Source organism: Streptomyces sp. NPDC088116 (assembly GCF_044741745.1).
In the GTDB taxonomy this organism is placed as follows: domain Bacteria; phylum Actinomycetota; class Actinomycetes; order Streptomycetales; family Streptomycetaceae; genus Streptomyces.
The window spans coordinates 1,010,976-1,023,737 of sequence record NZ_JBIUTF010000001.1 but is presented as its reverse complement, the minus strand read 5'-3'; the positions used below and the strand labels follow the sequence as shown (position 1 = coordinate 1,023,737).

The window sequence follows — 12,762 nt, the reverse complement described above, 5'->3', positions numbered from 1 at the left end:
CCCCGAGCCTCAGACGCGCTCGAGCACCCGCGCCAGCAGCGCGCCCATCTGCGTCGCCGAGTCGCGGCCCGCCTGGAGCACCTCTTCGTGGTTGAGCGGCTCGCCCGACAGTCCGGCGGCCAGGTTGGTGACCAGCGAGATACCGAGGACCTCGGCGCCTGCCTCGCGCGCGGCGATGGCCTCCAGGACGGTGGACATGCCGACGAGGTCGCCGCCCATCACCCGGACCATATTGATCTCGGCCGGGGTCTCGTAGTGCGGGCCGGGGAACTGGACGTACACGCCCTCTTCGAGGGCCGGGTCGATCTCCTTGCAGAGCGTGCGCAGCCGGGGGGAGTAGAGGTCCGTCAGGTCCACGAAGTTCGCGCCGACGATCGGGGAGACCGCCGTCAGGTTGATGTGGTCGCTGATCAGGACGGCCTGCCCGGGGCGCATGCCCTCGCGCAGTCCGCCGCAGCCGTTCGTCAGGACGACGGTCTTGCAGCCGGCGGCGACGGCGGTGCGGACGCCGTGCGCGACGGAGGCGACGCCCCGGCCCTCGTAGTAGTGCGTACGGCCCAGGAAGACCAGCGCGCGCTTCTCGGCGATCTTGTACGAGCGGATCCGGCCGCCGTGGCCCGCCACCGCCGGTGGCGGGAATCCCGGCAGCTCGGTCACGGGGAACTCGGCCTCGGGCGCTCCGAGCGCGTCGACGGCCGGTGCCCAGCCGGAGCCCATCACAAGGGCGACGTCATGAGTCTCGGCGCCGGTGAGCTCGCGCAGGCGCGCGGCTGCGGCTTCGGCGTCGGCGAGGGGGTCGGCGGGTCCGCCGGCGTTGGCCGGGGTAACAGATGCGTTCACGCGGATGAGGGTAGCCGGTCATTCCCTACGCGCGTAGATGTATAGCGCACGGTCTTGAGATCGTTGTGTGGTCGTTTCCGGGAGAAAGTCCCGGTGTGCGCGGGTGCGCATGGAGTGCATGGTGCGCGCCGGTGTACGCGATGGTCACACCCGGGTATGCCACTCGGGCCGCCCGCTTCAGCAGGGGCGTTTGCGCAGTTCCATCACGTAGTCGTGCGGGGCGCCGGCCGATTCCGCCGCGTCGGCCAGTTCGCCCAGGTAGCGCGCCGACGGCAGGCCGCCCTCGTAACCGTTCAGGACGTAGAGCCAGGTCGGCTCCTCACCGTCCAGGGTGTGCACCCGGACGCGCATCCGGCGGTAGATGTCGAGCCCCACGCCCTCCCAGCGGTCCATGGAGTCCTCGTCCATCGGGGCGATGTCGTACAGCGCGACGAACACCTGGGAACGCGGCGCCTCCACGATCGTGACCAGCGCTCCCTCCCAGCCCATCTGCTCGCCGCCGAAGGTGAGCCGCCAGCCGTTGAGCCAGCCGGTACCGCGCAGCGGTGAGTGCGGTGCGCGGCGGGACATCAGCCGCGCGTCGAGGTTGCCGGCGTACGCGGCGTAGAGCGACATGGGGTCGAGGGTACGGGAGGTGCGGACGTGGGTTGTTTTTTGAGGGGCCACTTTTTTGAGGGCACGGCTCGCCTCCGGGGGCTGTACGTTCCGGCTGCCGTCTTTCCGGAGGCGAACCGAGCCCTCGAAAAAAGAGGGCGGGCACCCCGGGGGGAAGCTACTTGAAGCGTGCGGGACAATGGAGTGCGTACTGCATCCCCCGGGGGGGCTCCCCCGGAACCCCGGCCGGGGTGGCAGACGGGCCGGGATGACAACCCGAGGCGGACTTTTTCGTGACCCGGATCGTGATCATCGGCGGTGGCCCCGGCGGCTACGAGGCGGCCCTGGTGGGCGCCCAGCTCGGCGCGGAGGTGACCGTCGTCGACTGCGACGGCCTCGGCGGTGCGTCGGTGCTCACCGACTGCGTACCGTCGAAGACCCTCATCGCGACGGCCGAGGTGATGACGACCTTCGACTCCTCGTACGAGGAACTGGGCATCATCGTCGCCGACGACACCCCTCCGGACGAGCAGAGCGCGCGCGTCGTCGGGGTCGACCTCGGCAAGGTCAACCGGCGCGTGAAGCGGCTCGCCCTCGCCCAGTCCCACGACATCACCGCCTCCGTCACCCGGGCCGGCGCCCGCGTCATGCGCGGCCGTGGCCGGCTCGACGGCCGGCAGGCCATGGATGGCTCGCGCAAGGTGATCGTGACCGCGGCGGACGGCAGCGAGGAGTCGCTCACCGCCGACGCCGTGCTGATCGCCACCGGCGCCCACCCCCGCGAGATCCCCGACGCGCGGCCGGACGGCGAGCGCATCCTCAACTGGACGCAGGTGTACGACCTCGACGAGCTCCCCGAGGAGCTGATCGTGGTCGGTTCCGGCGTCACCGGTGCCGAGTTCGCCGGTGCCTACCAGGCGCTCGGCTCGCGGGTCACGCTCGTCTCGTCCCGGGACCGGGTGCTGCCCGGTGAGGACCCGGACGCCGCCGGAGTACTGGAAGACGTCTTCCGGCGCCGGGGCATGAACGTGATGTCCCGCTCCCGCGCCGAGGCCGTCAAGCGCGTGGACGACCGGGTGGAGGTGACCCTCTCCGACGGCCGGACCATTTCCGGCACGCACTGCCTGGTGGCGGTCGGCGCGGTCCCGAACACCGCGGGCATGGGCCTGGAGGAGGCCGGCGTCCTCGTCAAGGACTCGGGCCACATCAAGACCGACCGGGTCTCCCGTACCTCCGCGCCCGGCGTCTACGCGGCCGGCGATGTCACCGGGATCTTCGCGCTCGCCTCGGTCGCGGCCATGCAGGGCCGGATCGCGATGTACCACTTCCTGGGCGACGCGGTGGCCCCGCTCAACCTCAAGACCGTCTCGTCGAACGTCTTCACCGACCCGGAGATCGCCACCGTCGGGTACAGCCAGGCGGACGTCGACGGCGGCAAGATCGACGCCCGCGTCGTCAAGCTGCCGCTCCTGCGCAATCCGCGCGCCAAGATGCAGGGCATCAGGGACGGCTTCGTCAAGATCTTCGCCCGGCCGGGTACGGGCATCGTGGTCGGCGGCGTGGTCGTCGCGCCGCGTGCGAGTGAGCTGATCCACCCCATCGCGCTGGCGGTCGACAACAGCCTGACGGTGGAACAGATCGCGAACGCCTTCACCGTGTACCCGTCGCTCTCGGGCTCGATCGCCGAGGTGGCGCGGCAGTTGCACACGCGCAAGACGGCGGACGAGAACTGACGCGCTCGGGGCGCCCGGTGCTCTCGGTGCTTTTGGGGCGTTCAGGCGGTCCTTCGTCTCGCGTCGGGAGTTGACGCGTAGCACCGCGGCGCCCCTTATACCACTGTGCGTGCTCGTCTGTGTACAACTTCTCTTTTTCGGCGCAAACTGCTGAAAGTGGATGGTCGTTGGCGTTACTGTCAGTTCCGTGTTCGCTGCAGAACGTCGCCAATTGATCCTCGAAATGGTGCGTGCCAACGGGGCTGTGTCGCTCCGTGAGCTCGCACGCGTCGTCCAGACCTCCGAAGTGACCGTCCGGCGGGACGTGCGGGCGCTCGAGGCCGAAGGACTCCTCGACCGCCGGCACGGCGGTGCGGTATTGCCGGGCGGATTCACGCGAGAATCCGGCTTTCCGCAAAAGTCCCATCTCGCAACGGCGGAGAAGACGGCCATCGCCGACCTCGCCGCGAGCTTCGTCGAAGAGGGCGAGGCCGTGGTCGTCGGTGCCGGTACGACCACGCAGGAGCTGGCCCGTCGGCTCGCGCGGATCCCCGGTCTGACCGTCGTCACCAACTCCCTCCTGGTCGCCCAGGCGTTGGCCCACGCCAACCGCGTCGAAGTCGTCATGACGGGCGGCACCCTGCGTGGCTCGAACTACGCGCTGGTCGGCAGCGGGGCCGAACAGTCCCTCCAGGGGCTGCGGGTCACCCGCGCGTTCCTCTCCGGGAGCGGGCTGACGGCCGAGCGCGGCCTCTCCACGTCCAACATGCTCTCGGCGAGCGTCGACCGGGCGCTGGTGCAGGCCGCGGCGGAAGTCGTGGTGCTCGCCGACCACACCAAGCTCGGTACCGACACGATGTTCCAGACGGTGCCCACGGATCTGATCAGCCGGCTGGTGACCGACGAGCCGCCCGCGCACGACGACCGTGCCGGGACGGAGCTTCAGGCCCTCGCCGACCAGGGTGTGCAGATCGCGGTGGCGGGCACGGGCGCCGCCGGTACGGCCGGACCTGGTGCGCCGGGTGGACCGGGCGGCGAGTCGGTGCCGCCGGGGCGGGGGCCTCGGCGGGATGTGCCGCTGCCGGGACAGAGGCGTACGCATTCGGGCGGGCCGAGCGGCGGTCCGGGTGCTCAACTGCGCAGCGCGGGTGGCCCGTTGGCGGCGCAGGAGCCGGGAGAGCGCGCTCGGGTGGCGGATTTGCGCCGACGCTGAGCCAAGGCGTCGCGCGCGGGCCTGCCGGATCGGTGCGCCGTGGGCCGGAGCGGTGCGTCGTGAGTCGGTGCGGGGTGGTGCGCCCCGGGCGCGGAGGCGCGTTCCGCGCAGGGCGCCGGGCGCCGGAGCCGGGCGCTGTGGCCTGGCTCAGGCCGTCGCGGCGTCCGGCTTGAGCCCCGTCAGGGTCAGATTCAGCAGCCGGTCCGCCAGGCCGGGGTCGTTCGGGGACTGTTCCGCCGCCAGTGCGATCGCGTTCGTGAGCTGCATCAGGTCGTCGATGGAGGCCTCGGGCCGTACGTGACCGCTGCTCTGCGCCCGTACGAGCAGCCGCATCCCCGCCGCGCGCAAGGGCACGCTGCACGGCGAGAGCGCCGAACTCGCGTCGTGCGAGGCCGACATGAGCGCCTGGGAGAGGCCGCGGTACTCACCCGCATGAGTGATGAGGGCGCGCAGCCATTCCACCAGCGCGGCGCAGGGCCGCTCCGACTCGGCGAGTTCGTGCGAGCGGTCCAGCAGGGAGGTGAGCGCTTCCTGGAAGACCGCGCACAACAGGGCCTGCCGGTTCGGGAAATGCCGGTAGAGCGTCCCGATCCCCACCTCCGCCCGGCGGGCGACATCCTCCAGGGAGGCGTCCGCGCCCTGGGCGGCGAAGCTTGCGCGAGCCTCGGCGAGCAGCCGGTCGTAGTTGCGCCGCGCGTCGGCCCGCATGGGCCGGGGCAGCTCCGGTGCCGTACCCCTCGCCATCGCGAAGTCCTTCCTGTCTCCCACCCGTGGCGACCAGGATGCCACCGCCCACGCCCGCCGCGCCGCCGGGTCCGGGGACACGGACGTACCCCAGGGCGAAGTCCCGTACCCGAATTCCCGCGAGACGGGAATTCGGGTACGGGAACGGGTGCCGAACGTGCCGTGCCCCGCCGGGATGTACGCCCGGCGGGGCACGGCACGTTTTACGGACGGACCCGGCGTCAGTCCTTGATCTCGCAGATCGTCGCGCCCGAGGTGACGGACGCTCCGACCGCTGCGGCCAGGCCCTTGACCGTGCCCGAGCGGTGCGCGTTCAGGGGCTGTTCCATCTTCATGGCCTCCAGGACGACGACCAGCTCGCCCTCCTTGACCTCCTGGCCCTCCTCGACCGCGACCTTGACGATCGTGCCCTGCATCGGAGAGGCGAGGGTGTCGCCGGAGGCCGCCGAGGCGGACTTCTTGGCGGCTCGGCGCTTGGGCTTCGCGCCGGCGGCCAGGCCGGTGCGGGCCAGCGACATGCCCAGGCTGACGGGCAGGGAGACTTCGAGGCGCTTGCCGCCGACCTCGACCACGACGGTCTCGCGGTTCGACTCGTCGTCCGTGTCCGTGTCCGCGTCGGCGGGGGCGGCGAAGGCCGTGATGTCGTTGACGAACTCCGTCTCGATCCACCGGGTGTGGACCGTGAACGGGTCGGACGTGAACGCCGGGTCGGTGACGACCTTGCGGTGGAACGGGATGGCCGTGGCCATGCCCTCGACCGTGAACTCGCCCAGCGCACGCGCCGCGCGCTGCAACGCCTGCTCGCGGGTGGCGCCGGTGACGATCAGCTTGGCGAGCAGGGAGTCCCAGGCCGGGCCGATCACCGAGCCGGACTCGACGCCCGCGTCCAGGCGGACGCCGGGGCCGGAGGGCGGGGCGAAGGTGGTGACCGTACCGGGGGCGGGCAGGAAGCCGCGGCCCGGGTCCTCGCCGTTGATACGGAACTCGAAGGAGTGCCCGCGCACGGCCGGGTCGTCGTACCCCAGCTCCTCGCCGTCCGCGATCCGGAACATCTCGCGGACCAGGTCGAGGCCGGTGACCTCCTCGGTGACCGGGTGCTCCACCTGGAGACGGGTGTTGACCTCCAGGAAGGAGATCGTGCCGTCGGTGCCGACGAGGAACTCGACGGTGCCCGCGCCGACGTAGCCGGCCTCCTTGAGGATCGCCTTGGACGCCGCGTACAGCTCGGCGTTCTGCGCGTCGGACAGGAACGGCGCGGGCGCCTCCTCGACCAGCTTCTGGTGGCGCCGCTGGAGCGAGCAGTCACGGGTCGACACGACGACGACATTGCCGTGGGTGTCGGCCAGGCACTGGGTCTCCACGTGCCGGGGTTTGTCCAGGTAACGCTCGACGAAGCACTCGCCGCGGCCGAAGGCGGCGACCGCCTCGCGCACGGCGGAGTCGTACAGCTCGGGGACCTCTTCGAGCGTACGGGCGACCTTCAGGCCGCGGCCGCCACCGCCGAAGGCCGCCTTGATGGCGATCGGCAGCCCGTGCTGCTCGGCGAACGCCACGACCTCCTCGGAGCCGGAGACCGGGTCCGGAGTGCCGGCCACCAGCGGGGCGCCGGCGCGCTGGGCGATGTGGCGTGCGGCGACCTTGTCGCCGAGGTCACGGATCGCCTGCGGCGGCGGTCCGATCCAGATCAGGCCCGCGTCGAGAACGGCCTGGGCGAATTCGGCGTTCTCCGACAGGAAGCCGTAGCCCGGGTGGATCGCGTCCGCCCCCGAATCCTTCGCGGCCTGGAGCACCTTGGCGATGTCCAGATAGCTGGCCGCCGGGGTGTCACCGCCCAGGGCGAACGCCTCGTCCGCCGCGCGGACATGCAGGGCATCCCGGTCCGGATCGGCGTAGACGGCCACGGATCCGATTCCGGCGTCCCGGCAGGCGCGGGCAACGCGGACAGCGATTTCGCCACGGTTGGCGATGAGCACCTTGCGCACGATGGCTCCCTCCTTGGAACAAGCTGAGTTTAGGGACAGCCGACACGCTCATTCGACCCGTCCTCAATGGTGAGCTTGCCCACACAGAGCGTGGCTCGAGGCTCGCTCAAGTCGTGAAATCCCTTGTGACACCACGGTACGCCGCGATGTCCCGTCGCACAGTAGCTGTCCGGTGTGCGCCAGCTCTCTGTCCGAGTGCCCCTCGGCAGATCACGATTCTTTGTGGAGTATCTACTAACGGTGGCCTGATTCTTTGCCTCCGCTCGGGCTCTTGTCCGACGGTTTACCGGTTAGTAACGTGCCCGATGTCGGCCGTACTGCTGGTAACAGGGGAAGAGGGTGGGCGCCGTGGGCAGATCTGTGGCGTGGGTGGCGGCGATCGTGCTGCTCGTGGAGGGACTGGGCATCGTTTTCGTCAACGGAGTGCTGGCCACGGTCGCCGAAAACCAGAAGATGTCGCTGGCCGGTCTCGACCCGGAGGCCATGTCCGTCGGGGCGTGGGTGATGGGCGGCGTCTTCGGTCTCTGCCTCGCGCTGTGCGCCGCGATCCTCGTGCGTACGGCGCTCAAGGACCGGGCCCCGAGCCGCTTCGGGCGGATCGCGCTGATCTCCTGCGCGGTCGTGCACGCGGTGCTGGGGGCGCTGGCGGTGGGTCCGGTGGGCTGGATGGCCTTCGTGTTCATGATGGCCGTACTGGCGCTGCTCGTACTCACCCTGCACGCCTACGAGGGGGAGCGCGAAGGGGAGTACGAGGAGGAAGGGGCGCGGGAAGAGGCGGCGTTCAGGCCCACAGGTCGGTGATCGCGACCCCGTGCTCGCCCAGCAGCCGGCGCAGCAGGGGCAGCGACAGGCCGATGACATTGCCGTGGTTGCCGTCGATCGAGTCGACGAAGGGCGCGGAGCGGCCGTCCAGCGTGAAGGCGCCCGCGACATGGAGGGGTTCGCCGGACGCGACGTACGCGGCGACCTCGGCGTCCGTCGGGTTCCCGAAGCGGACGGTGGTCGAGGCGGTCTCGGTGATGGCGCGGCCGGTCGCGGTGTCGATCACGCAGTGGCCCGTCCGCAGGATGCCCGCCCGGCCGCGCATCGACTTCCAGCGGGCCGTGGCCTCCTCGGCGTCGGCGGGCTTGCCGAGCGCCTCGCCGTCGAGTTCGAGGACCGAGTCGCAGCCGATGACCAGTGCGCCGGCCGTCTCGGGGCGTGCGGCCACCGCGGTTGCCTTCGCCTCGGCCAGAACGCGCGCCAGTTCGGCGGGGTTCGGCGCGGACAGGGCGTCCTCGTCCACGCCGCTCACGATCACCTCGGGGGCGAGTCCGGCCTGACGGAGCAGGCCGAGGCGGGCGGGAGAGGCGGAGGCGAGGACGAGCCGGCGGCGCTGATCGGTCATGCGGGCCATCGTAAGTCGCGGACGCGGGGCGGGGTGTGCGGGGCCGGGAGCGGGAGCGGGGGCGTGTGGGGCAGGGGCTCGCACCGGCAGGCGCCAGGCCCTGCACCGGCAGGCGCCGGGCCGTACAGGCAGGCGCCAGGCCCGCACCGGCAGGCGCCGGGCCGCACACGTAGGCGCCGTCCGGCTGTGGCAGGCCCCCCGCTCAGCCGAGTACCGTCCCGCCGGGGCCGGGGCCGGGGCCGGGGCCGGGGGCTCAGCGAATGCCGTATCGCTGTGGATGGACCCGCAGGCTCAGCCGATTGCCGTCCCGCCGGGGGTGGACCCGCGGGCTCAGCGAATGCCGTGCCGCTCGGGCAGGCCCCCGCTCAGCCGGATACCGTCCCGCCGGGCCCCGCGGGCTCAGCGATTACCGTCCCGCCTGGCCGGGCCCCTCCCACTCAGCGAATACCGAGTACGACCATCGCCAGCACGACCGCCAGAGCCATCAGCACTCCCGCGCGGCGCAGCATGTGCTGCGTTTCCCGTAGTTCCTTGGAAGGCTCGTTCTTCGGGTCGGACCACAGCATGACCTCGATCCTCAGGCCGACGCGGCCGGAGCGCCTGAGTACCCGTACTCAGGCGCCGCACGCGTCCGGGCTCATCGCCGCCCGGCTCCTCAGCGCTCCACCATGCCCGTGTCCATGCCGGAACCCGCCCCCGTACCCACGCCCGCCGCGACCTGTGGGCGGCGGCGCGGGTGGGGGATGCCCGGGAAGCCGGACGAGCGCCGGGGCATCACCGACTGGAGGCGGATGACGGCCTTGAGGCCGCCGCCCGGGGCGGGCAGCAGCAGGGCCTCGCCGCCGCTGGCCAGGGTGAGGCGCTGGACGAGGGCGAGGCCCAGGCCCGTACCGCCCTTGGGGGCGTTGGGGGCGCGCCAGAAGCGGTCGAAGGCCCGGCGGCGCTGCTCGGCGGTCATGCCGGGGCCCTGGTCCGTGACGTGCAGCTCCGACCCGGTGGCGCGCAGCCGCCGGGACACGGTCACCACGCTGCCCATCGGGGCGACGCGCAGGGAGTTGGAGAGCAGGTTGTCCAGGACCTGTTCGACGGCCCCCGGTACGGCGAGGGCGCTGCCGATCGGATTGCCCAGGAGGAGGAGCCGTACGCCGTGTTGCTCGTACAGTCCGTGCCAGGCGGCGGTCCGCTCCTCCATCGCCCGGTCCAGGTCGACGGGTTCGGGGGTGAGCGCCTTCTCCTCCATGCGGGCGAGGGCGAGCAGGCCCTCGACCATTCTGGCCAGCCGCTCGGTCTCGGTCATCGCCGCCGTCAGGTTGCCGCGCAGATGCGGCGGGACGTCGATCTCCAGGTTGTCCAGGCGCAGCCGCAGCGCGGCGAGCGGGGTCTTCAGCTGGTGGGACGCCTCGCCCGCGAAGGCGCTCTGGGAGGCGAGCAGGTGCTCCAGCAGTGCGGCCGTACGGTTGAAGGTGACGGCCAGGCTGCGTATTTCGGGCGGCCCCGTGGTCACGGAGGCCGGGGTGGCGAGGCTGCCGCCCGCCAAGGTGTGGGCGGCGCGCTCCAGTTCGAGGATGGGGCGGCCGATCCAGCGGGCCAGCGCGAACGCCACGGTGGCGACGGCGACCAGCACTCCGATTCCGCCGAGGCCCAGTCCCAGCCAGACCCGGTGGACGTCGCCCGCGATCGCCTCGGTGGGGATGGCGAGGCGTACGGCGCCCTGGAGCTTCCCGTCGTGCTGGACCGGGACGGCGACGGACAGCGAGTTGACGCCGCCGACGGTGGACGTGCTCACGTCGGCGCCGCTGCGGCCGAGGAGCGCGGCGGAGATCTCCGGGAGCTGGGCGAGTCCCGCCTGCTCCTCGGGTACGAGCGGGTGCGAGGTGGCGAGCAGCGCGCCCTTGCTGTCGACGACGAGGATCTGGCCGCCGATGCGTTCGGCGCAGGCGGCGACCTGTTTGTCGAGTTCCTCGGGGCGGCCGTAGGCGATGGACAGCGCCGCGAAGTCGGAGACGGATTCGGCTTCCTGGTGGGCCGCGTTGGTGGCGCGGTCCTGCTCGGCGCGGCTGTAGACGTAGCCGAGCGGGATCTCCAGGCAGAGGAGGACGAGGGCGGCGAGGGTCAGGTAGCTGGTCAGCAGTCGGCGCGTCATCAGTGCTGCGATTCCGGGTAGGCGCTGTCGCTGTTGGTCCGTACGGCGAGACGCAGACCCACTCCGCGGAGGGTCTGGATCCAGGCCGGGTTGCCCAACTTGCGGCGCAGGGTGGCGACATGCACGTCCAGGGTCTTGGTGGGGCCGTGGAAGTGCGGGTCCCAGACGCGGTCGAGGATCTGCTGGCGCGAGTAGACCGCTCCCGGGTCCTCGGTCAGCAGGGCCAGCAGGTCGAACTCCTTGGGCGTGAGGGTGATCGGCGTCTCCCCGATCCAGACTTGGCGGGTGCGGCGGTCGACGATCAGCGCCCCGGTCGGGGCCGACGGCGGCGGTGCGGGATCGGGCCAGGCGTCGGCCTCGGGCGCCGCCGGCCTGGGCCGGGACTCCGGCTCGGGAGGGGCCGTGGACACGGACACGGGTACGGAACTCTGCCAGGCCGGCATCGCGGTGGGTGCCGTGGCCGGCGGGTCGTTGCGCCGGGGCGGGTCGCTCCGTCGCGGCAGGTCCGTGCGCCGGGGCGGGTCCGGGCGGTACGGGGCGTCGGTGCGGGACGGCTCGGTGCGGTAAGGAGTGTCGGTCCGCGGGCGTTCGGTCCGGTGCCGGGGCTCGGTCCGGTGGGGCGGGGCGGCCTGGGCGCCGAACGACGCGGGCGGAGCGTCCGGGGCCGCCGGGACCGAATAGGGGTAGGCCCCCGGGCTGTTGGTGACCTCCACCCCGATCGGGGCGGCGGTGCCCTCGAAGGCGCCCGGGGCGTTCGAGGGCGGCATCCCCGTCGGGGCGGCCATCGGGTTCATGGACGGCATTGCGGTCGGGGCGGCGCCCGCCCAGGCCGCGCTGCGGCGGGTCACGGCGCGGATCCGGGCGATGAGTTCGCGGACGCTGAACGGTTTCGCCAGATAGTCGTCCGCGCCCAGTTCCAGGCCCAGCACCCGGTCGGCTTCCGTACCGCGCGCGGTGAGCATGATGATCGGCACGTCCGAGACCTGCCGGATGCCACGGCAGACATCGATGCCGTCCATGTCCGGCAGTCCCAGGTCGAGCAGGACGATGTCGCCGTACGGGCCTCGCAGCCCTTCGGTGCCGGTGGCCACATGGCCGACCGTCAGCCCGTAGCGGCCGAGGCCCTCGACAAGGGGTTCGGCGATCGTCTCGTCGTCCTCGATGAGCAAGGCCCTCAGTGTCATTAAGTTCCGTCTCTCAGTTAATTCGGACGACGTACGTAGCCCCATACTGCGCGTCGGGGCGAACACCGTACAACAGTCGATTTTCTGCCGCCCGTTTTCAAGGGAGTTGGGGCCCAGGTCACATCAACTGGCCAAATTCTTGCGTTGCCTTAGTGTCCTACTAACCTTCGCCTTGGGTAGCGCTCTCTACGGTGTTGAACCAGGTCCTGGCCACAACCCACCCGTTGGAGAGGCACCATGAAGGCTCTGCTCGACCGTGCTCGCTCGTTCCGTCGTCGTGTGGATTTCGAAAGCGAGACATACCGGAAACTTGCCGATGGGCAATTCCCGGAGGCACTCTTCGTCGCCTGTTCCGATTCCCGCGTCATACCAGCATTGATCACCGGCGCACGCCCCGGTGAGGTCTTCGAAATGCGAAACGCGGGCAACATCGTGCCGCCCCACCGGCCACATCTGGTGTCGGGTGAGGCTGCCACCATTGAGTACGCGCTGGAGGTGCTGGATGTTCGGGACATCGTCGTCTGCGGTCATTCGCACTGCGGGGCGATGGGCGCGCTGGCCTCCGGCAAGGACCTCTCGGGCCTGCCCGGGGTGGGGGCCTGGCTGGATGTCGCCAAGCCGGGGCTCGCCGCCGTACTCGACCGGGAGGATGCCGCGGCCGCCGTGGCGGCGACCGACCGGGGCAGGAACGAACTGATCACGGAGCTGGCGCAGTTGAACGTACGGGTCCAGCTGGCGCGGCTGCGGGAGTACCCGGCGGCCCGGCGGCGGCTGGAGGAGGGCAAGCTGCGGCTGCACGGCTGGTACTACGAGGTGGACACGGGTGAGATCTCCGAACTGAACGCGGAGGACGACAGCTTCCTGGTGCACGCGTGCTGAGCCCGGGGCAGGGCCACGGCCGGGGGCACGGCCACGGCGAGCAGGCGTACGGGCAGGGATACGGCCCGGGATACGGCCAGGGGT

At 71.4% G+C, this 12,762-nt stretch carries 12 protein-coding genes and 1 pseudogene; 4 read left to right on the top strand and 9 right to left on the bottom strand.

Features of this window, described 5'->3' with window-relative positions; all coding sequences use genetic code 11:
- Positions 1-9 precede the first annotated feature (9 nt).
- Positions 10-840, bottom strand: coding sequence for a purine-nucleoside phosphorylase (locus tag ACIOJD_RS04465; protein ID WP_401908199.1), 831 nt, complete (start codon positions 838-840; stop codon positions 10-12).
- A 177-nt stretch (positions 841-1,017) separates the two neighbouring features.
- The gene (locus tag ACIOJD_RS04460; protein WP_114621718.1) at positions 1,018-1,455 is read right to left on the bottom strand and encodes a gamma-glutamylcyclotransferase; all 438 of its coding nucleotides are present in this window, start codon (positions 1,453-1,455) and stop codon (positions 1,018-1,020) included.
- A gap of 272 nt (positions 1,456-1,727) precedes the next feature.
- On the opposite strand from ACIOJD_RS04460, the gene ACIOJD_RS04455 reads away from it, so the two are divergent.
- Together ACIOJD_RS04455 and ACIOJD_RS04450 are read left to right on the top strand one after the other, a co-directional pair.
- Positions 1,728-3,167: an NAD(P)H-quinone dehydrogenase gene (locus ACIOJD_RS04455; RefSeq protein ID WP_401908197.1), complete on the top strand. Its 1,440-nt coding sequence runs from the start codon at positions 1,728-1,730 to the stop codon at positions 3,165-3,167.
- 223 nt (positions 3,168-3,390) lie between these two features.
- The gene (locus tag ACIOJD_RS04450) at positions 3,391-4,359 is read left to right on the top strand and encodes a DeoR/GlpR family DNA-binding transcription regulator (protein ID WP_401908982.1); all 969 of its coding nucleotides are present in this window, start codon (positions 3,391-3,393) and stop codon (positions 4,357-4,359) included.
- A gap of 147 nt (positions 4,360-4,506) precedes the next feature.
- Here ACIOJD_RS04450 and ACIOJD_RS04445 read toward each other — a convergent pair whose 3' ends face one another.
- Together ACIOJD_RS04445 and ACIOJD_RS04440 are read right to left on the bottom strand one after the other, a co-directional pair.
- Complete coding sequence (locus tag ACIOJD_RS04445) at positions 4,507-5,103, bottom strand: TetR/AcrR family transcriptional regulator (protein ID WP_401908195.1); 597 nt, start codon at positions 5,101-5,103, stop codon at positions 4,507-4,509.
- A gap of 221 nt (positions 5,104-5,324) precedes the next feature.
- Positions 5,325-7,085, bottom strand: a complete 1,761-nt coding sequence (locus ACIOJD_RS04440) for an acetyl/propionyl/methylcrotonyl-CoA carboxylase subunit alpha (RefSeq protein WP_401908194.1) — start codon at positions 7,083-7,085, stop codon at positions 5,325-5,327.
- 348 nt (positions 7,086-7,433) lie between these two features.
- Between ACIOJD_RS04440 and ACIOJD_RS04435 the strand changes: the two genes are divergently transcribed.
- A complete protein-coding gene (locus ACIOJD_RS04435) occupies positions 7,434-7,886 on the top strand; it encodes a hypothetical protein (protein WP_401908192.1) in 453 nt (150 codons plus the stop codon).
- Here ACIOJD_RS04435 and ACIOJD_RS04430 read toward each other — a convergent pair.
- The 5 genes and pseudogenes from ACIOJD_RS04430 to ACIOJD_RS04410 form a co-directional block, all read right to left on the bottom strand.
- On the bottom strand, positions 7,867-8,481 hold the full coding sequence (locus ACIOJD_RS04430; protein ID WP_401908190.1) for a nucleoside triphosphate pyrophosphatase: 615 nt from the start codon (positions 8,479-8,481) through the stop codon (positions 7,867-7,869). The genes ACIOJD_RS04435 and ACIOJD_RS04430 overlap by 20 nt on opposite strands.
- 428 nt (positions 8,482-8,909) lie before the next feature.
- On the bottom strand, positions 8,910-9,038 hold the full coding sequence (gene mmpB / locus ACIOJD_RS04425) for a morphogenic membrane protein MmpB (protein WP_401908188.1): 129 nt from the start codon (positions 9,036-9,038) through the stop codon (positions 8,910-8,912).
- Positions 9,039-9,127: 89 nt separating this feature from the next.
- Positions 9,128-10,615, bottom strand: coding sequence for a sensor histidine kinase (locus ACIOJD_RS04420; RefSeq protein ID WP_401908186.1), 1,488 nt, complete (start codon positions 10,613-10,615; stop codon positions 9,128-9,130).
- Entirely contained in the window at positions 10,615-11,058 is a 444-nt protein-coding gene (locus ACIOJD_RS04415) for a winged helix-turn-helix domain-containing protein (protein ID WP_401908979.1), read from the bottom strand. The genes ACIOJD_RS04420 and ACIOJD_RS04415 overlap by 1 nt, the downstream gene beginning before the upstream one ends.
- A gap of 390 nt (positions 11,059-11,448) precedes the next feature.
- Positions 11,449-11,799, bottom strand: a pseudogene (locus tag ACIOJD_RS04410) (response regulator transcription factor); the annotation flags it as partial.
- Positions 11,800-12,036: 237 nt separating this feature from the next.
- Between ACIOJD_RS04410 and ACIOJD_RS04405 the strand changes: the two are divergent.
- Entirely contained in the window at positions 12,037-12,678 is a 642-nt protein-coding gene (locus tag ACIOJD_RS04405) for a carbonic anhydrase (RefSeq protein WP_401908184.1), read from the top strand.
- The last annotated feature ends 84 nt before the right edge of the window (positions 12,679-12,762 follow it).